Annotated in this window: 14 protein-coding genes, 2 tRNA genes and 1 rRNA gene; 10 read left to right on the forward strand and 7 right to left on the reverse strand. The window is 65.0% G+C overall.

Translation table 11 applies throughout. From position 1 onward, the window contains the following. Positions 1-9: 9 nt before the first annotated feature. The 4 genes from JYG32_RS13200 to JYG32_RS13215 all read right to left on the reverse strand — a co-directional run bounded on the left by JYG32_RS13200 (position 10) and on the right by JYG32_RS13215 (position 3,699). Positions 10-85, reverse strand: a tRNA-Ala gene (locus JYG32_RS13200). A gap of 86 nt (positions 86-171) precedes the next feature. Further along, positions 172-248, reverse strand: a tRNA-Ile gene (locus JYG32_RS13205). 63 nt (positions 249-311) lie between these two features. Then, positions 312-1,844 (reverse strand): 16S ribosomal RNA (locus JYG32_RS13210). A 589-nt stretch (positions 1,845-2,433) separates the two neighbouring features. Then, on the reverse strand, positions 2,434-3,699 hold the full coding sequence (locus JYG32_RS13215; protein ID WP_213263767.1) for an SGNH/GDSL hydrolase family protein: 1,266 nt from the start codon (positions 3,697-3,699) through the stop codon (positions 2,434-2,436). A 199-nt stretch (positions 3,700-3,898) separates the two neighbouring features. On the opposite strand from JYG32_RS13215, the gene paaA reads away from it, so the two are divergent. The 8 genes from paaA (at position 3,899) to JYG32_RS13255 (ending at position 10,253) form a co-directional block, all read left to right on the forward strand. Beyond that, positions 3,899-4,897 (forward strand): 1,2-phenylacetyl-CoA epoxidase subunit PaaA, encoded by a 999-nt coding sequence (gene paaA, locus JYG32_RS13220; protein WP_047899576.1) that lies wholly within the window; start codon positions 3,899-3,901, stop codon positions 4,895-4,897. A gap of 36 nt (positions 4,898-4,933) precedes the next feature. Continuing rightward, positions 4,934-5,218, forward strand: coding sequence for a 1,2-phenylacetyl-CoA epoxidase subunit PaaB (gene paaB, locus JYG32_RS13225; protein ID WP_010092957.1), 285 nt, complete (start codon positions 4,934-4,936; stop codon positions 5,216-5,218). 10 nt (positions 5,219-5,228) lie between these two features. Continuing rightward, positions 5,229-6,032: a 1,2-phenylacetyl-CoA epoxidase subunit PaaC gene (gene paaC, locus JYG32_RS13230; protein WP_213263768.1), complete on the forward strand. Its 804-nt coding sequence runs from the start codon at positions 5,229-5,231 to the stop codon at positions 6,030-6,032. Positions 6,033-6,057: 25 nt separating this feature from the next. Beyond that, the gene (gene paaD / locus JYG32_RS13235; protein WP_213263769.1) at positions 6,058-6,621 is read left to right on the forward strand and encodes a 1,2-phenylacetyl-CoA epoxidase subunit PaaD; all 564 of its coding nucleotides are present in this window, start codon (positions 6,058-6,060) and stop codon (positions 6,619-6,621) included. Between the two features lie 31 nt (positions 6,622-6,652). Then, a complete protein-coding gene (gene paaE, locus JYG32_RS13240) occupies positions 6,653-7,792 on the forward strand; it encodes a 1,2-phenylacetyl-CoA epoxidase subunit PaaE (RefSeq protein ID WP_213265432.1) in 1,140 nt (379 codons plus the stop codon). Between the two features lie 123 nt (positions 7,793-7,915). Next, positions 7,916-8,740: a DUF1835 domain-containing protein gene (locus JYG32_RS13245; protein WP_174382526.1), complete on the forward strand. Its 825-nt coding sequence runs from the start codon at positions 7,916-7,918 to the stop codon at positions 8,738-8,740. Between the two features lie 16 nt (positions 8,741-8,756). Then, positions 8,757-9,362 carry a TetR/AcrR family transcriptional regulator gene (locus JYG32_RS13250; protein WP_174382527.1) on the forward strand — a complete coding sequence of 202 codons (606 nt, stop codon included), beginning with the start codon at positions 8,757-8,759 and terminating at the stop codon, positions 9,360-9,362. Between the two features lie 243 nt (positions 9,363-9,605). Next, positions 9,606-10,253, forward strand: a complete 648-nt coding sequence (locus tag JYG32_RS13255; RefSeq protein WP_174382528.1) for a GNAT family N-acetyltransferase — start codon at positions 9,606-9,608, stop codon at positions 10,251-10,253. 70 nt (positions 10,254-10,323) lie between these two features. Here JYG32_RS13255 and JYG32_RS13260 read toward each other — a convergent pair whose 3' ends face one another. Next, on the reverse strand, positions 10,324-10,848 hold the full coding sequence (locus JYG32_RS13260) for an Lrp/AsnC family transcriptional regulator (RefSeq protein ID WP_213263770.1): 525 nt from the start codon (positions 10,846-10,848) through the stop codon (positions 10,324-10,326). A 213-nt stretch (positions 10,849-11,061) separates the two neighbouring features. Here JYG32_RS13260 and hppD point away from each other — a divergent pair, with 213 nt between their 5' ends. Then, a complete protein-coding gene (hppD, locus tag JYG32_RS13265; RefSeq protein ID WP_213263771.1) occupies positions 11,062-12,159 on the forward strand; it encodes a 4-hydroxyphenylpyruvate dioxygenase in 1,098 nt (365 codons plus the stop codon). Positions 12,160-12,291: 132 nt separating this feature from the next. Here hppD and JYG32_RS13270 read toward each other — a convergent pair whose 3' ends face one another. Further along, on the reverse strand, positions 12,292-12,486 hold the full coding sequence (locus JYG32_RS13270; RefSeq protein WP_174382531.1) for a hypothetical protein: 195 nt from the start codon (positions 12,484-12,486) through the stop codon (positions 12,292-12,294). A 318-nt stretch (positions 12,487-12,804) separates the two neighbouring features. Between JYG32_RS13270 and JYG32_RS13275 the strand changes: the two genes are divergently transcribed. Next, the gene (locus tag JYG32_RS13275; protein ID WP_213263772.1) at positions 12,805-16,395 is read left to right on the forward strand and encodes an indolepyruvate ferredoxin oxidoreductase family protein; all 3,591 of its coding nucleotides are present in this window, start codon (positions 12,805-12,807) and stop codon (positions 16,393-16,395) included. Between the two features lie 138 nt (positions 16,396-16,533). Here the strand turns inward: JYG32_RS13275 and JYG32_RS13280 are convergent, their stop codons facing one another. After that, the gene (locus JYG32_RS13280; protein ID WP_213263773.1) at positions 16,534-18,804 is read right to left on the reverse strand and encodes an NADP-dependent malic enzyme; all 2,271 of its coding nucleotides are present in this window, start codon (positions 18,802-18,804) and stop codon (positions 16,534-16,536) included. Positions 18,805-18,888 lie beyond the last annotated feature (84 nt).

Consider the following 18,888-nt stretch of genomic DNA (forward strand, 5'->3'; position numbering starts at 1 on the left):
ATTGAAGATTGGTGGAGGCAGACGGGATCGAACCGACGACCCCCTGCTTGCAAAGCAGGTGCTCTCCCAGCTGAGCTATGCCCCCATGTACAGAGAATCTCAGGTGTTAGCCGGTCGGCTTGGGGTACGCGTAAGCGCTAAAGCGCTAACGATCACCGACACGTCAGACAATGGTGGGTCTGGTTGGATTCGAACCAACGACCCCCGCCTTATCAAGACGGTGCTCTAACCGACTGAGCTACAGACCCCTGAGTCTGTCTTTAATTTACAGCCGATAAGCGTGAGCGCTCAACTTCGCGAGATAGCTCTGGAAAGGAGGTGATCCAGCCGCACCTTCCGATACGGCTACCTTGTTACGACTTCACCCCAGTCATGAATCCTACCGTGGTGACCGTCCTCCTTGCGGTTAGACTAGCCACTTCTGGTAAAACCCACTCCCATGGTGTGACGGGCGGTGTGTACAAGACCCGGGAACGTATTCACCGCGGCATGCTGATCCGCGATTACTAGCGATTCCAGCTTCATGCACTCGAGTTGCAGAGTGCAATCCGGACTACGATCGGTTTTCTGGGATTAGCTCCCCCTCGCGGGTTGGCAACCCTCTGTTCCGACCATTGTATGACGTGTGAAGCCCTACCCATAAGGGCCATGAGGACTTGACGTCATCCCCACCTTCCTCCGGTTTGTCACCGGCAGTCTCCTTAGAGTGCTCTTGCGTAGCAACTAAGGACAAGGGTTGCGCTCGTTGCGGGACTTAACCCAACATCTCACGACACGAGCTGACGACAGCCATGCAGCACCTGTGTATCGGTTCTCTTTCGAGCACTCCCGCCTCTCAGCAGGATTCCGACCATGTCAAGGGTAGGTAAGGTTTTTCGCGTTGCATCGAATTAATCCACATCATCCACCGCTTGTGCGGGTCCCCGTCAATTCCTTTGAGTTTTAATCTTGCGACCGTACTCCCCAGGCGGTCAACTTCACGCGTTAGCTACGTTACTAAGGAAATGAATCCCCAACAACTAGTTGACATCGTTTAGGGCGTGGACTACCAGGGTATCTAATCCTGTTTGCTCCCCACGCTTTCGTGCATGAGCGTCAGTATTGGCCCAGGGGGCTGCCTTCGCCATCGGTATTCCTCCACATCTCTACGCATTTCACTGCTACACGTGGAATTCTACCCCCCTCTGCCATACTCTAGCCTGCCAGTCACCAATGCAGTTCCCAGGTTGAGCCCGGGGATTTCACATCGGTCTTAGCAAACCGCCTGCGCACGCTTTACGCCCAGTAATTCCGATTAACGCTCGCACCCTACGTATTACCGCGGCTGCTGGCACGTAGTTAGCCGGTGCTTATTCTTCCGGTACCGTCATCCCCCGGCTGTATTAGAACCAGGGATTTCTTTCCGGACAAAAGTGCTTTACAACCCGAAGGCCTTCTTCACACACGCGGCATTGCTGGATCAGGCTTTCGCCCATTGTCCAAAATTCCCCACTGCTGCCTCCCGTAGGAGTCTGGGCCGTGTCTCAGTCCCAGTGTGGCTGGTCGTCCTCTCAGACCAGCTACTGATCGTCGCCTTGGTAGGCCTTTACCCCACCAACTAGCTAATCAGCCATCGGCCAACCCTATAGCGCGAGGCCCGAAGGTCCCCCGCTTTCATCCGTAGATCGTATGCGGTATTAATCCGGCTTTCGCCGGGCTATCCCCCACTACAGGACATGTTCCGATGTATTACTCACCCGTTCGCCACTCGCCACCAGGTGCAAGCACCCGTGCTGCCGTTCGACTTGCATGTGTAAGGCATGCCGCCAGCGTTCAATCTGAGCCAGGATCAAACTCTTCAGTTTAAACCTGTTACTGTTTTCGGTTCAGTTAAGAACCGGTCGCTCACTCAAAGCTGACAGGAATATGAATTGCTTCATAAACCTGACTTACTTTAGTGTGAGACTCTTGATACTTTCGCTATCTGATCCGAAGATCAGCTCGCTTCCATCAAGCGCCCACACTTATCGGCTGTTAATTTTTAAAGAGCGGTTCTGCGAGAAATTCGGCGTTGGCTTCGTTTCCCGGCAGCGCTGCGTTTTCAGCAGCAGAGAAGCGAGATTATGAACCGTGTTTCGCAGCGCGTCAACAACTTTCTGAACGACTTCGTTGCGACTGCGGGGCCCATCTTCCGTCGCCAGCCGTGCGCCCAACCTGCTGCACACCACCGACTCCGCTTCCCTCTCCCGCGCCGCGTTTCCGTGAGCGCGAAAGAGGCGTGATTCTATGCAGCCCGCCCCCTTCGCGCAAGCCCCTTTGTGAAAATATTTTGAAAAAGCCACCGTGCGCTCGCGCGCACGGTGGCTTGGGGCTCGACGGACCGGGTATCGCCATTGGCCTCCAGGCCGCCGGCAACGCTTCCTCTCCCTCTCTATATATAGGAGCAGGAGCGCGTCACTTGCCGCCCACGGCAGCCCTCAACTGCTCGACCGGCACCGCGTCGGCCATGGTCGTGTAACCGGCGTCGCTCGGGTGGATCCCGTCGCCGCTGTCATATCGGCGCTGCAGCACGCTCGGGTGCGCCGGATCGCGCAGCACCGCGTCGAAGTCGACCACGCCGTCGAACCCGCCACCGGTCCGGATCCACCGGTTCACCTCGAGCCGGATCGCCTCGCGTCCGGCCGGCAGCCCGGCCGGTGTGAGCGTCGCGCCGAAGACCTTCACGCCCTGGCGGTGTGCCGCCTCGATCAGCCGGCGATAGCCGTCGATCAGCGACGCGGCCGTGACCTGCGTATGCGGATGGTCGCAATCGAGCCCCGCACGCGGCGGCATCGCCGCGAAATTGATGTCGTTGATCCCGATCAGCACGACCGCTGCCTTCACGCCCGAGCGCGACAGCGCATCGCGCTCGAACCGCGACGCCAGCGACGTGCCGTAGCACGCGGAATCGCTGAGCAGCCGGTTCCCGCTGATGCCCAGATTCACGACGCCGATCGAATCGGCGCCCGACGCCGTCAGCCGACGCGTCAGCGCGTCCGGCCAGCGGCGGTTCCGGTTCACGCTCGAGCGCAGCCCGTCGGTGATCGAATCGCCGATCGCAGCTACGCTGGCGCGCGCGGAACCGGCCTCGACGGCCAGTTCGGTCACCCATGCATATTGGGTAAAACGGGTGCGGAACGTGGCGGCACCCGGATCGTTCACGTGATCGCCCGGCGCAGAGACATAGTTGAACTGGTTCGACACGCGGTGCCAGACCGTCATCCGCTGGCCCGGTCCCATCTGGAAACTGATTGCATACGGCTGCCCGGCCGTCACGTCGATCGCAACCGGATCGCTTTCGCGTTCCTGGCCCGGCGCGAGCGTGACCGACGCCTTGCCGCCGAACCGGACCGGCACGGCCGCGCCGCCGGCGAGCGCAGCCCCGTCGCCGGCGCGCGCGAGGCTCGCCGCCTCGACGACCAGTGGTGCGTGACCATATGCATTGCTCACGCGAATCCGCGCGGCCCGCCCCGACACCGCCGGGTAGACGATCTGGCGCACGGTCCGCCCGGCCACGTCGGGCGCGCGATAGAGCGGCGGCGGCGCGGCAAGATCGGGAATCGGCTGCAGCGCGGTTGCCCACGCAGCAACCCATCCTGCCGGCGCGGCGAAAGCCGCGAGCGGCGACACGAAAACGGCCGCGCCCAGCACGGCCGCGGCGAAACTGCTTCGAAATGACATCGGCAAAATCCTCATCGGAAAGCGGGCATTGTGCCGCAGAAGACGCGGGACTCACGCGCCGGTCCGCGCTTGCGACGCCCGATCGCGCCCCGACGTCCCTCGTTTACCCGAGTCCCGCCGCAAATCCACAACAAATTTATTAACCGACCGGTCGGTTGGTTTATACTTCGCACACATTCAACCGGACGAGAACCTCGCCATGTACACGCAATCCCTCGACATCCCCGGCAACGTCGCGCCGCTCGACGCCGCAGCCGAGTCGCCCGAGCAGGCGCGGTTCGATGCGGTGATGGCCGCGGACGGCAAGATCGAACCGCAAGACTGGATGCCCGACGCGTATCGCAAGACCCTGGTTCGCCAGATCTCGCAGCACGCGCATTCGGAAGTCGTCGGCATGCTGCCGGAAGGCAACTGGATCTCGCGCGCGCCGAGCCTGAAGCGCAAGGCGATCCTGCTCGCGAAGGTCCAGGACGAAGCCGGCCACGGCCTCTATCTTTATAGCGCGGCCGAAACGCTCGGCGTGTCGCGCGATTCGTTGATCGACGCACTGCACGCAGGCAAGGCGAAATACTCGAGCATCTTCAACTACCCGACGCCGACCTGGGCCGACGTCGGCGTGATCGGCTGGCTCGTCGACGGCGCCGCGATCATGAACCAGATCCCGCTGTGCCGCTGCACGTACGGCCCGTACGCGCGCGCGATGATCCGCGTGTGCAAGGAAGAGTCGTTCCATCAACGCCAGGGTTTCGACGCGCTGCTGTCGATGATGAAGGGCAGCGACGCACAGCGCGCGATGGTCCAGCAGGCCGTGAACCGCTGGTGGTGGCCGGTGCTGATGATGTTCGGCCCGAGCGACGCCGATTCGGTCCACAGCAGCCAGTCCGCGAAATGGGGCATCAAGCGGATCTCCAACGACGACCTGCGGCAGAAGTTTGTCGATGCGACGGTCGACCAGGCGAAGGTGCTCGGCGTGACGCTGCCCGATCCCGACCTGAAGTGGAACGACGCTCGCGGCCACCATGACTACGGCACGATCGACTGGGACGAATTCTGGCGCGTGGTCAACGGCGACGGCCCGTGCAACAAGGAACGTCTCGCGACCCGCGTGAAAGCGCACGAGGACGGCGCATGGGTGCGCGAAGCCGCGCTCGCGCACGAAGCGAAGCGCCGCGCCCGCGCCGAACAGCACGCCGCCTGAGCGGCAACCATCGAATTCAGGAATCAGGAGAAAGTGATGAACAAGGAATGGCCGATCTGGGAAGTGTTCGTGCGCAGCAAGCAGGGCCTCGACCACAAGCATTGCGGCAGCCTGCACGCCGCCGACGCGTCGATGGCGCTGCGCATGGCGCGCGACGTCTACACGCGCCGCCAGGAAGGCGTGAGCATCTGGGTGGTGCCGTCGTCGGCGATCACCGCGTCGGATCCGAACGAGAAGGCCGAACTGTTCGAGCCGGCGGGCGACAAGATCTACCGTCACCCGACGTTCTACACGCTGCCCGACGAAGTCAACCACATGTAACGCCCGCGCCATGACGATCACGCCCGAACACCTCTCCTACGTGCTGCGCCTCGCGGACAACGCGCTGATCCTCGGTCAGCGCAACGCCGAATGGTGCGGCCACGGCCCGATCCTCGAGGAAGACATCGCGCTCACCAACATGAGCCTCGACCTCATCGGCCAGTCGCGCATGCTGTATGCGCACGCGGCCGAGCTCGAACGCCAGCTCAACGGCGCGGCGAAGACGGAAGACGACTACGCGTACTTCCGGACCGAGCGCGAGTTCGCGAACTTCACGCTCGTGGAACTGCCGCACTACGGCCCGCTCGCGGGTACCGCGCATGCCGACAAGGACTACGCGGTCACGATCGTGCGCAACTTCCTCTACGCGGCGCTGATGCTGCACGTGTGGACCGCGCTGGAAACGTCGGCCGACACGCAGCTCGCCGCGATCGCCGCGAAATCGGTGAAGGAAACCCGCTATCACGTGCAGCACGCACGCGAATGGCTCGTTCGCCTCGGCGACGGCACCGACGAATCGCACCGCCGCGCACAGGACGCGCTCGACTACCTGACCCCTTACACGCGCGAATTCTTCGCAGCCGATGCGATCGACGACGCGATCGCCGCATCGGGCATCGGCTCGGCACCGGCCGCGATCGAAGCCGCATGGCGCGCGGACGTGGACGATGCGCTCGCCGAAGCGACGCTCACGCTGCCGGCGCCCGTGAACCACGTGACGACCGGCAAGCAGGGCGAGCACTCGGAGCACATGGGCTACCTGCTCGCGGAAATGCAGAGCCTCGCGCGCCAGCACCCCGGCGCGACCTGGTAACCGGCCAACGCCACGGAGCCCGACGATGTCCGTTCAGACCGCAGCCCCCGCCAACGCCGCGCCCGCCGCGCGTCACGACGATCCGCTGCTCGCCCGCGCATGGGACGTGCTGGAAGCCGTGCCCGATCCGGAGATCCCGGTCGTGTCGATCCGCGAGCTCGGCATCCTGCGCGACGTCCGCCGCGCGGACGACGGCCTGCTCGAAGTCGTGATCACGCCGACCTACTCGGGCTGCCCGGCCATGTCGCAGATCGCCGAGGACGTCGCTGCCGCCCTGCAGGCGGCCGACCTCCCGCCGCACCGGATCGCAACGGTGCTCGCCCCCGCGTGGACGACCGACTGGATCACGCGGGAAGCGCGCGACAAGCTGCGCGCGTACGGCATCGCGCCGCCGGTCGGTCAGTGCGGCAGCGCCGCGCCGCGGGAAAACGTCGTGCGTTTCGTGCCGCGGCCCGTCGCGGCGCCCGCCTGCCCGCGCTGCGGCTCCGCCCGCACCGAGCGTCTCGCGCAATTCGCGTCCACGGCCTGCAAGGCACTGTATCGCTGCGTCGACTGCCGCGAACCCTTCGACTACTTCAAACCCTATTGAGATGAAACAGCCCCCACGCTCTCTTCGTTCGCTGCCCCCCGAGGGGGCGGACGCCCCCCTTGGGGCGGCCCGACGGGGGTCGTCGTCGACCCCGCAATTTCATCCGCTGCGTATCCGCGACGTGCGGCCCGAGACCGCCGACGCCGTTACCGTCTCCTTCGACGTGCCGCCCGAACTGCGCGACGCGTACCGCTTCACGCAGGGTCAGTTCGTCACGCTGAAGACCCACATCGACGGCGAGGAGACGCGCCGCTCGTATTCGATCTGCGTCGGCACGACGGACTACGACCGTGACGGCGAACTGCGCATCGGCATCAAGCGCGTGCGCGGTGGCCGCTTCTCGAACTTCGCGTTCGATTCGCTGAAGCCGGGCCACACGATCGACGTGATGACGCCGGACGGCCGCTTCTTCACGCACCTGAATGCCGACCACGGCAAGCAGTACATCGCGTTTTCCGGTGGCTCGGGGATCACGCCCTTGCTCGCGATCGTGAAGACGACGCTCGAACTCGAGCCGCGCAGCACGTTCACGCTGATCTACGGCAACCGCAGCGTCGACGCGATCATGTTCGCGGAGGAGCTCGAGGACCTGAAGAACCGCTACATGAACCGCTTCGTCCTCTATCACGTGCTGTCGGACGACCAGCAGGACGTCGAGCTGTTCAACGGCGTGCTCGACCAGGCGAAATGCACGGCATTCCTCGACACGCTGATGCCGGCCGACGCGATCGACGAAGCGTTCATCTGCGGCCCCGCGCCGATGATGGACGCGGCCGAAGCGGCGCTGAAGGCAGCCGGCGTGCCGCAGGCGAAGGTGCATGTCGAGCGCTTCGGCACGCCGCTGCCGCAGGCCGGCGCGCCGGTCGTCGAGATCACCGACCAGACGCCGGCCGCCGACCTGGAAATCGTGCTCGACGGCAAGAAGCGCAAGCTGCGCCTGCCGTACGAAGGCGTGAGCCTGCTCGATGTCGGCCTGCGCGCGGGCCTCGCGCTGCCTTACGCGTGCAAGGGCGGCGTGTGCTGCACGTGCCGTGCGAAGGTGATCGAGGGCGAAGTGCGAATGGAGAAGAACTACACGCTCGAGGAGCACGAAGTGAAGGACGGTTTCGTGCTCACGTGCCAGTGCCATCCGGTCAGCGACAAGGTCGTCGTGAGCTACGACGAACGTTGAGCGGCGGCGCGGCGCCGGACGGTTTCTCGCCGTCACACATCTCGCTTACACTAGGGGCCGCCGGCCGGCTGGACATCGCAGCGTCCGCCCGGCCGGCGGTTTTCTTTTGTTGACGACAGGCCGATGAGTACCATTCATGTGATTCAGGGCGGCACCGCCGCCGCGTCGCTGCGCGAGGCACTCGCGCAAGCCGGACGCGACGAGCGCGTCGTCGGATTGCTCGACGATCTCGGCGTCGGGCCGCTCAAGGGCGCCGACGAGACGCCCGACACGCGCGCCGCCTTCTGGCAGCACGTGCTCGGCGACCAGATCCCCGACTGGAACGCGGAAATCGAAGACGAATTCGCGCGCCTCGACCAGCTCGCGACGGAGTCGGGCCAGGTGGTCGTCTGGCACGCGCCGAGCGTCGGCGACAAGCTGCTGCTGCGCCGCGTCGCCTATCACCTGCGCAATGTCCCGCAGCGCCTGAACGAGGTGCGACTGTCGGCCGCCGATCTCGACACGGCGCAGCGTGCGTCGTTGTCGCGCACCGACCAGGCGTGCTCGACAGGGATGTTCTCGCCCGCGGAACTCGCGCGGAAACGGCCGGTGGCCGCGCCGATCTCGGTGCTGCGCATCGGCCGCCTCGCGCTCGAATGGCAGGAGGCGAAACACCTGAACGCCGAACTTCGTTACTGGGTCAGCAACACGATCAAGAGCGGCTACTACGCCGATCTCGACGCGCTGATCGTCGCCCGCGCGGAAACCGACTGGCTGCCCGCGCGGCGCCTCGTCGGCGGCATCATGGCCGACGCCGACCGCGGCGGCCTGTTCGTCAGCGATTCGATTGCCTGGTGGCGCTGCCGCGAACTCGCGGCGGCCGGCCGGCTCGAGCTGCAGGACGACGCGCCCGCCGCCCTCTCTTCCACGCAGGTGCGCGCGGCCCGCGCGGCCACCGCGCACCGCTAATCTTCCGCAATCGACCATGGCCCGTACCCGAGCGCCCGACCACGAATCCCAGCGCGAGCAGATCCTCGATCTCGCCGCCGAGAAATTCGCGCAGACGAGCTACCCGAGCACGTCGATGTCCGATCTCGCGACTGCGAGCGGCACGTCGAAGGCACGCCTCTATCACTACTACGAGAGCAAGGAAGCGATCCTGTTCGACCTGCTCGACCGCTACACGAAGCGGCTGATGCTGATCATCGCCGAGGTCGAAGGGGCGAGCCAGAGGCGCGGCCTCGGCGAGCGCGACGCGTTCGCTGAGCTCGTACGCGCGTTCCTCGCCGAATACGAGACGTCGCACAGCCGTCATGTCGCGCTGCTCAACGACGTGAAGTATCTCGAGGACGCACAGCGCGAAATCGTGCTCGACCGCCAGCGCGATATCGTCGCCGCGTTCACGCGGCAGCTCGCGCGCGCGTACCCGGACCGCATCTCGAAGGAAAACCAGACATCCGTGACGATGATGGTGTTCGGGATGATCAACTGGACGTTCACGTGGCTGAAGCCGGGCGGCCGCCTCGGCTACCGCGACTTCGCCGAACAGGTGATCGACCTGATCGAGCGCGGGCTGTCGACGGCGGCCTGATTGCCGCACAGCAACAAGCGTTGTGTGACGGGCACACTGCGATCGCCCGCCGCGCATTTCATATGATGAATTTTAAATCAGTTTAAAATCAAATAGATACGAGATTAACTAAGCGGATTTAGAATTCATCCTCCAGCATAAATAAGGTTAAATACGGGTTTTCCCCAATCCGGGGGCTGACGGTCGGGTAAAATGCTGCTGCATTGCACAACCCGCTGTACGGTCACATTTGAGGAACCCACGATGAACACGCAATTGAACGGCAATGCCGATGTCGTCGGCACCGCCGGTAGTGCGCCGGTTCTCGTCAGGGAACTGGCTTCCAAAGATCGTGAGCAGATGCTCACCCACTTTCTCTCGCTCGACGAAGAGGACCGCCTGCTGCGCTTCGGCCAAATGGTACCCGACCACGTGATCGAGAACTATGTCCGCACGATCGACTTCGGTCGCGACACCGTGTTCGGCGTGTTCGACCACGAACTCGAACTGATCGGCGTCGGCCACCTGGCCTACCTGCCGGCCGAGGGCGACAAGCGCACGGCCGAATTCGGCGTGTCGGTGCTCGAAAGCGCACGCGGCCGCGGCGTCGGCTCGAAGCTGTTCGAGCGCGCAGCGATCCGCAGCCGCAACACGCGCGTGACGATGCTGTACATGCACTGCCTGTCGCGTAACGCGACGATGATGCACATCGCGAAGAAATCCGGGATGCGGATCGAGTATGCATACGGCGAAGCCGATGCGTACCTGTCGCTGCCGCCGGCCGACCACTCGACGATCATCGCCGAGATGCTGCAGGAACAGGCCGCGGTGTTCGACTACGCGCTGAAGCGCCAGGCGCACCGCACGTCGAAGTTCATCGAATCGCTGATGCCCGCCGCGCTGACGGCGTAACATCGGCCGACCGGGCCGCCGCTGCGGCGCGCCCGGCCTCCCCTTCCCCTCCCTCCGCCATCGCGGCGCGCTAGCGTACCGAACGAATCGGCAACGCCGTCGTCTCCTTGAAGCATTCGAGCGAAAAGCTCGTCTTCACGTCGATGACCGACGGGTGATGCAGCAAATGCTCCTGCACGAAGCGGGAGAAATGCGCCATGTCCTCGACCTGCACGCGCAGCAGGTAATCCATGTCTCCCGTCATCGCGTGGCACGCGACCACTTCGGGCCACGTCTGCACGGCCGCGCGAAACAGCTCCGCATGGGTCGCGCCCGCGCGCGCCGACGTCTCGTCGACCCGGATCGGCGCGAGGCCGCCGCGCTTCTCGAGCCGCACGCTCACGTAAGCGAGCAGGTCGAGCCCGAGCTTCTGCGGGTTCAGCAGCGCGACATAACCGGTGATCACGCCGATCTCCTCGAGCCGCCGGATTCGCCGCAAGCACGGGCTCGGCGACAGGTTCACGCGCTCGGCGATCTCCTGGTTCGACAGGCGCCCGTTCTCCTGAAGAATCGCGAGAATCCGCCGGTCGATGGCATCCAATTCGGCTTGCGCCATCTTCTGCCCTCCAATGATTATTTAGAGACTGGAAATTGCGTCATCGTAGGCACGGACGATTAAGTTCGCAAGTTTCCGCTCGCGGCCGCCCGCTACACTCTGTCGCACGTACCGATTCGTTGCGCACGCCGACACGTGTGCCGCCGTCGACATCGAACCGGGCCGGGCACGCGCACATCGCCCCGGCCGATCGCCAAGCACAGGAGACACGCCATGCAGATCCCCAACTGGGACAACCCCGTCGGCACCGACGGCTTCGAATTCATCGAATACACGGCACCGGACCCGAAAGCGCTCGGACAACTGTTCGAACGGATGGGTTTCACCGCGATCGCGCGCCACCGCCACAAGGACGTGACGGTGTACCGCCAGGGCGACATCAACTTCATCATCAACGCCGAACCCGACTCGTTCGCGCAACGCTTCGCGCGCCTGCACGGCCCGTCGATCTGCGCGATCGCGTTCCGCGTGCAGGACGCCGCGAAGGCATACAAGCACGCGCTCGAACTCGGCGCATGGGGTTTCGACAACAAGACCGGCCCGATGGAGCTGAACATCCCGGCGATCAAGGGCATCGGCGATTCGCTGATCTATTTCGTCGACCGCTGGCGCGGCAAGAACGGCGCGCAGCCGGGCTCGATCGGCGACATCAGCATCTATGACGTCGACTTCGAACCGATCGCCGGCGCGAACCCGAACCCGGCCGGTCACGGCCTCACCTACATCGACCACCTGACGCACAACGTGCATCGCGGCCGCATGCAGGAATGGGCCGAGTTCTACGAACGCCTGTTCAACTTCCGCGAAGTGCGCTACTTCGACATCGAAGGCAAGGTGACGGGCGTGAAGTCGAAGGCAATGACGTCGCCGTGCGGCAAGATCCGCATCCCGATCAACGAGGAAGGCTCGGACACGGCCGGCCAGATCCAGGAATACCTCGACGCGTATCATGGCGAAGGCATCCAGCACATCGCGCTCGGCACCAACGACATCTACGGCGCGGTCGACGGCCTGCGCGGCAAGGAAGTGAAGCTGCTCGACACGATCGATACGTATTACGAGCTGGTCGATCGTCGCGTACCGAACCACGGTGAATTGCTGGACGAACTGAAGAAGCGCAAGATCCTGATCGACGGCGCGCGCGACGACCTGCTGCTGCAGATCTTCACCGAGAACCAGATCGGGCCGATCTTCTTCGAGATCATCCAGCGCAAGGGCAACCAGGGCTTCGGCGAAGGCAACTTCAAGGCGCTGTTCGAATCGATCGAGCTTGACCAGATCCGCCGCGGCGTCGTGCAGGACAAGGCCTGACGGATCCGGTGCGCGGCGGCACGGGGCAACCGGGCCGGCCGCACGATCCGGCGTCACAAAGAAAAAGGGCGGGAATTCTTGGATTCCCGCCCTTTTTGCATTCCGGCGCGGCCCGCAGGCCGCGCGACCGGATCAACGCGCGTTCGCCTTCGACTCGACGGCGCGCTCGGCCGACGGCTGCGCGACGGCGTCCTGGGCCGGCACGATCTGAAGCATCTGCGCGCCGGCTGCCGCCAGTGCGCTCGCGCCTTGCGCGCGCACCGGGCCGGTCATCGCGAAAAACGCGGCGGACACGATCAGGAAACTCTGGATATGACGTGTGTTCATTGCACCTCCTGTAAAACTGCCGGCGCCTCTCCGATTGCATCGAAACGAACCGACGCGGCCGGGCACCTCCGGCAGGCCGACAAGATTAACGGTATTTGCCGGGAGATCGAGCCGGCTTTACACGCTTTTACATGATGTAACGCATCATCCAGCCCTTTTTCCCCCGTGCGCCGCCGCATTCCGGCCGACGGGCGGCGGGTTTGCCCCAGTGCTACCATCACTTAAAACCGGCCAATATGCCGGCCACTGCCGACGCGTTCACAAGACGCCGGAGCAGTCGAGTTTTGGTGATCCCAAACTGGGTGGAGGAGACTGTTAATGAATGCCCCGCTAGACGCAGGCCAACGCGCGTCGCTAGAAGCCGCGCTGAAGTCCGTCACGCTTGATGACAAATACACACTGGAACGCGGTCGCGCGTACATGAGCGGCATCCAGGCCCTCGTACGCCTGCCGATGCTCCAGCAGGAACGCGACCGCGCCGCCGGTCTCAATACGGCCGGCTTCATCTCCGGCTATCGCGGTTCGCCGCTCGGCGGCCTCGATCTGTCGCTCTGGAAAGCCAAGCAGTACCTGGCGGCCCACCAGATCGTCTTCCAGCCCGGCATCAACGAAGATCTCGCCGCCACCGCCGTGTGGGGCTCGCAGCAGGTGAACCTGTATCCCGGCGCGAAGCACGACGGCGTGTTCGGCATGTGGTACGGCAAGGGCCCGGGCGTCGACCGCACCGGCGACGTGTTCAAGCACGCGAACTCGGCCGGCTCGTCGCAGCACGGCGGCGTGCTGGTGCTCGCCGGCGACGACCACGCGGCGAAATCGTCGACGCTCGCGCACCAGTCCGAGCACATCTTCAAGGCCTGCGGGCTGCCGGTACTGTTCCCGTCCAACGTGCAGGAATATCTCGATTTCGGCCTGCACGGCTGGGCGATGAGCCGCTACTCGGGCCTGTGGGTCGCGCTCAAGTGCGTGACGGACGTCGTCGAATCGTCGGCGTCGGTCGACATCGACCCGCATCGCACCGAGATCGTGCTGCCGACCGACTTCATCCTGCCGGACGGCGGCCTGAACATCCGCTGGCCCGACCCGCCGCTCGTGCAGGAAGCGCGGCTGCTCGACTACAAGTGGTACGCGGCGCTCGCCTATGTGCGCGCGAACAAGCTCGACCGGATCGAGATCGACTCGCCGAGCGCGCGCTTCGGGATCATGACCGGCGGCAAGGCGTACCTCGACGTGCGCCAGGCGCTGACCGATCTCGGCCTCGACGACGAAACCTGCGCGCGGATCGGCATCCGGCTCTACAAGGTCGGCTGCGTGTGGCCGCTCGAAGCGCAGGGTGCGCAGGCATTCGCGCGCGGCCTCGACGAAATCCTGGTGGTCGAGGAAAAGCGCCAGATCCTCGAATACGCGATCAAGGAAGAGCTGTACAACTGGCCCGACGGGCAACGGCCGCGCGTGTTCGGCAAGTTCGACGAGAAGGACGGCGCCGGCGGCGAATGGTCGGTGCCGATGGGCAACTGGCTGCTGCCCGCGCACTACGAACTGTCGCCCGCGATCATCGCGAAGGCGATCGCGACGCGCCTCGAGAAGTTCGAGCTGCCGTCCGACGTGCGCGCACGCATCGCCGCGCGGCTCGCGGTGATCAACGCGAAGGAAATGGCGCTCGCGAAGCCGCACGTGCAGACCGAGCGCAAGCCGTGGTTCTGCTCGGGCTGCCCGCACAACACGTCGACCAACGTGCCGGAAGGCTCGCGCGCGATCGCCGGCATCGGCTGCCACTACATGACCGTGTGGATGGATCGCAGCACGAGCACCTTCAGCCAGATGGGCGGCGAAGGCGTGCCGTGGATCGGCCAGGCGCCGTTCACGGACGAGAAGCACGTGTTCGCGAACCTCGGCGACGGAACCTATTTCCACTCGGGCCTGCTGGCGGTGCGCGCGGCGATCTCGTCGAAGGCGAACATCACCTACAAGATCCTCTACAACGACGCGGTCGCGATGACGGGCGGCCAGCCGGTCGACGGCGTGCTGACGGTGCCGCAGATCACGCACCAGCTCGCGTCCGAAGGCGCGAAGAAGATCGTGATCGTCACCGACGAGCCGGAGAAGTACGACAGCCAGAAGGCGCTGCTCGCGCCGGGCGTGACGATCCATCACCGCGACCAGCTCGACGACGTGCAGCGCGAGCTGCGCGAGATCGCCGGCACGACGATCCTGATCTACGACCAGACCTGCGCGACCGAGAAGCGCCGCCGCCGCAAGCGCGGCACCTATCCGGACCCGGCGAAGCGCGTCGTGATCAACGAAGCGGTGTGCGAAGGCTGCGGCGACTGCTCGGTGCAGTCGAACTGCCTGTCGGTCGAGCCGCTGGAAACCGAGTTCGGCACGAAGCGCCAGATCAACCAGTCGAGCTGCAACAAGGACTTCTCGTGCGTGAAGGGCTTCTGCCCGAGCTTCGTCACGGTCGAGGGCGGCCAGTTGAAGAAGCCGAAGGCGGTTTCGGTCGACGGCAATGCGCTGCCGCCGATCCCGGAACCCACGCTGCCGGACATCGACCGCGCGTACGGCGTGCTCGTCACGGGTGTAGGCGGCACGGGCGTCGTCACGATCGGCGCGCTGCTCGGGATGGCCGCGCACCTCGAGAACAAGGGCGTGACCGTGCTCGACGTCACCGGCCTCGCGCAGAAGGGCGGCGCCGTGATGAGCCACGTGCAGATCTCGCACGCGCCGACCGACATCCACGCGACGCGGATCGCGATGGGCGAAGCCGACCTCGTGATCGGCTGCGACGCGATCGTCACGGCGGGCGACGAGTGCACGTCGCGGATGCGGCACGACACGACGCGCGTGGTCGTCAACAGCGCGCAAACGCCGACCGCCGAGTTCATCAAGAACCCGAACTGGACGTTCCCCGGCGTATCCGCGGAGAACGACATCCGCGCGGCGGCAGGCGTTGCCGTCGATTTCATCGACGCGAACCGCTTCGCGGTCGCGCTGCTCGGCGACGCGATCTACACGAACCCGTTCGTGCTCGGCTACGCGTGGCAGAAAGGCTGGCTGCCGCTCACGCTCGCGTCGCTCGAACGCGCGATCGAGCTGAACGCGGTGTCGGTCGAGAAGAACCGCGCGGCCTTCGACTGGGGCCGGCGCGCCGCGTACGACCTGGCAAGCGTGAAGCACGCCGCGGCCGGCGATGCGCGCTCCGCGCAAGGCGCCACGGTGATCGCGCTGCACACGAAGAAGGCGGTCGACGCACTGATCGCGAAGCGCGTGGAATTCCTCACCGCGTACCAGAACGCCGCGTACGCATCGCGCTATGCGGCGTTCGTCGACAAGGTGCGCGCGGCCGAGCGCGCGCTGGCGGACGGCGACACGGTGCAGGAGCAACTGACCGAAGCGGTCGCGCGCAACCTGTTCAAGCTGATGGCCTACAAGGACGAATACGAGGTCGCGCGGCTGCAGTCCGATCCCGCATTCCTCGCACGTTTGTCCGCGCAGTTCGAAGGCGACTGGAAGCTGAAATTCCACCTCGCGCCGCCGCTGTTCGCGAAGACGGACGCGCACGGCCATCTCGTGAAGAAGGCGTACGGCCCGTGGATGATGTCGGCGTTCCGGCTGCTCGCGAAGGCGAAGTTCCTGCGCGGCACGGGGCTCGACCCGTTCGGTCGCACCGGGGAGCGCCGCACCGAGCGCGCGCTGATCGGCGAGTACGAAGCGCTGATCGACGAGGTGACGGCCAAGCTGAACGCGGCCAACCGCCCGCTCGCACTCGAGCTCGCGGCGCTGCCGGACGGCATTCGCGGCTACGGCCACGTGAAGGAGAACAACCTGCGCGCGGTACGCCAGAAGTGGAACACGCTGCTCACGAAGTGGCGTTCGCCGGCGGGCGGCCAGTCGCATCAGCAGGTCGCGTAACGGCACGCGGCGGGTATTCGCAGCTCGGACGCCCGCCCGCGCCGGCAGCGGTTCACGATAAAAAAACGCCACGGAACGCGGGTTCCGTGGCGTTTTTCATTGCGCCGCGCCTGAAGCGCGGCACACGCAGGCGCGAACTTACTTCGTGTTCACGTTCGCGGCGGCGACGGCCGTCATGTTGATGATCCGGCGCACGGTCGCGGCCGGCGTCAGGATGTGGACCGGCTGCGCGGCGCCGAGCAGGAACGGGCCGACCGTCACGCCTTCGCCGCCGACCATCTTCAGCAGGTTGTACGCGATGTTCGCGGCTTCGACGTTCGGCATGATCAGCAGGTTCGCTTCGCCCGACAGCGTCGTGCCCGGGAAGGCCTGCTTGCGGATCACTTCCGACAGCGCTGCGTCGCCGTGCATTTCGCCGTCGACTTCCAGGTTCGGCGCACGTTCGACGATCAGCTTGCGGGCCTCGGCCATCCGGCGCGACGACGACGACGGCGCACTGCCGAAGTTCGAGTTCGACAGCAGCGCAGCCTTCGGCGCGATGCCGAAGCGCTCGATCTCGGCCGCGGCCTGGATCGTCATGTCGGCGAGCTGTTCGGCGCTCGGCTGCTCGTTCACGTACGTGTCGCACAGGAACAGGTTGCGGCCCGGCAGCATCAGCAGGTTCATCGCCGCGAAATGCTCGGCGCCCTGCGCACGGCCCAGCACCTGCTCGATGAACTTCAGGTGGCTGTGGAACGTGTCGATCATCCCGCAGATCATCCCGTCCGCATCGCCCAGGTGCACGAGCATCGCGCCGATCAGCGTGTTGAACTTGCGCATCGCGGCCTTCGCGACTTCCGGCGTCACGCCGTCGCGCGCAGCGATGTCGTGGTACGCCTGCCAGTAGCGGTGGTAGCGCGTGTCGTCTTCCGGATTGACGATTTCGAAATCGACACCGGCCTTCAGCTTCGAGCCGATCTTCGCGAGGCGCATCTCGACGACCGACGGACGGCCGACGATGATCGGCTGCGCGATCTTTTCCTGCAGCACGAACTGCGCGGCGCGCAGCACGCGCTCGTCCTCGCCCTCGGCGAACACGACGCGGGCCTGCTTCTTCTTCGCGGTCGCGAACACCGGGCGCATCACCATGCCGGTGCGGTAGACGGTCGCGCCGAGCTGCTCGCGGTACGCGTCCATGTCCTGGATCGGACGCGTCGCGACGCCCGAATCCATCGCAGCCTGCGCGACGGCCGGCGCGATCTTGATGATCAGGCGCGGGTCGAACGGCTTCGGAATCAGGTAGTCCGGCCCGAATTCGAGCGAGTGGCCTTCATACGCCTTCGCGACTTCCTCGCTCTGGTCGGTTTCCTGGGCCAGCTCGGCGATCGCGCGCACGCACGCGAGCTTCATTTCTTCCGTGATCGTCGTCGCGCCGACGTCGAGCGCGCCGCGGAAGATGAACGGGAAGCACAGCACGTTGTTGACCTGGTTCGGGTAGTCCGAACGGCCGGTCGCGACGATCGCGTCCGGGCGCACGGCCTTCGCGTCTTCCGGGCGGATTTCCGGTTCCGGGTTCGCGAGCGCCAGGATCAGCGGCCGGTCGCCCATCGTCTTGACCATGTCCTGCTTCAGCACGCCCGCGCTCGAGCAGCCGAGGAACACGTCCGCGCCGACGATCGCGTCGGCGAGCGTACGCGCGTCGGTGGTCGCCGCATAGCGCTGCTTCGACGGATCGAGATTGCCGCGCCCTTCGTAGATCACGCCCTTCGAATCGGCGACGAGGATGTTCGACTTCGTCAGGCCGAGATTCACCAGCAGGTCCAGACACGCGATGGCCGCAGCGCCGGCGCCCGAGCACACGAGCTTCACTTCGGACAGCTTCTTGCCGACGACCTTCAGGCCGTTCAGGATCGCGGCCGACGCGATGATCGCGGTGCCGTGCTGGTCATCGTGGAAGACGGGGATCTTCATGCGCTCGCGCAGCTTCTGCTCGATGTAGAAGCATTCCGGCGCCTTGATGTCCTCGAGGTTGATGCCGCCGAGCGTCGGCTCGAGCATCGCGATCGCATCGACGAGCTTGTCGGGGTCGGACTCCGACAGTTCGATGTCGAACACGTCGATGCCCGCGAACTTCTTGAAGAGGCAGCCCTTGCCCTCCATCACCGGCTTCGCGGCGAGCGGGCCGATGTTGCCGAGACCGAGCACGGCCGTGCCGTTCGTGATGACGCCGACGAGGTTGCCGCGCGACGTGTACTTCTGCGCGTCGAGCGGATCGGCGTGGATCGCCTCGCACGCAGCGGCGACGCCCGGCGAATACGCGAGCGACAGGTCGAGCTGGTTCGACAGCGGCTTGGTGGGGGTGACCGAAATCTTGCCGGGTTTCGGGTTCAGGTGATAAGCGAGAGCGGCCTGCTTCAGTTGTTCGTCCATGATTGACCTGCGAGAGACATGCGAAATTTTGACGGTTCAGTACACAGCACCTTGGGCCGCGTCTGCCTGAATCGAGGGGATGGT

This window comes from Burkholderia pyrrocinia (genome assembly GCF_018417535.1).
In the GTDB taxonomy this organism is placed as follows: Bacteria; Pseudomonadota; Gammaproteobacteria; order Burkholderiales; family Burkholderiaceae; genus Burkholderia; species Burkholderia pyrrocinia_E.

Bases quoted from the DNA above. Each gene is read 5' to 3' on its own strand.
- JYG32_RS13215 (WP_213263767.1), bottom strand. From the start codon at position 3,699: ATGTCATTTCGAAGCAGTTTCGCCGCGGCCGTGCTGGGCGCGGCCGTT.
- paaA (WP_047899576.1), top strand. From the start codon at position 3,899: ATGTACACGCAATCCCTCGACATCCCCGGCAACGTCGCGCCGCTCGAC.
- paaB (WP_010092957.1), top strand. From the start codon at position 4,934: ATGAACAAGGAATGGCCGATCTGGGAAGTGTTCGTGCGCAGCAAGCAG.
- paaC (WP_213263768.1), top strand. From the start codon at position 5,229: ATGACGATCACGCCCGAACACCTCTCCTACGTGCTGCGCCTCGCGGAC.
- paaD (WP_213263769.1), top strand. From the start codon at position 6,058: ATGTCCGTTCAGACCGCAGCCCCCGCCAACGCCGCGCCCGCCGCGCGT.
- JYG32_RS13245 (WP_174382526.1), top strand. From the start codon at position 7,916: ATGAGTACCATTCATGTGATTCAGGGCGGCACCGCCGCCGCGTCGCTG.
- JYG32_RS13250 (WP_174382527.1), top strand. From the start codon at position 8,757: ATGGCCCGTACCCGAGCGCCCGACCACGAATCCCAGCGCGAGCAGATC.
- JYG32_RS13255 (WP_174382528.1), top strand. From the start codon at position 9,606: ATGAACACGCAATTGAACGGCAATGCCGATGTCGTCGGCACCGCCGGT.
- JYG32_RS13260 (WP_213263770.1), bottom strand. From the start codon at position 10,848: ATGGCGCAAGCCGAATTGGATGCCATCGACCGGCGGATTCTCGCGATT.
- hppD (WP_213263771.1), top strand. From the start codon at position 11,062: ATGCAGATCCCCAACTGGGACAACCCCGTCGGCACCGACGGCTTCGAA.
- JYG32_RS13270 (WP_174382531.1), bottom strand. From the start codon at position 12,486: ATGAACACACGTCATATCCAGAGTTTCCTGATCGTGTCCGCCGCGTTT.
- JYG32_RS13275 (WP_213263772.1), top strand. From the start codon at position 12,805: ATGAATGCCCCGCTAGACGCAGGCCAACGCGCGTCGCTAGAAGCCGCG.
- JYG32_RS13280 (WP_213263773.1), bottom strand. From the start codon at position 18,804: ATGGACGAACAACTGAAGCAGGCCGCTCTCGCTTATCACCTGAACCCG.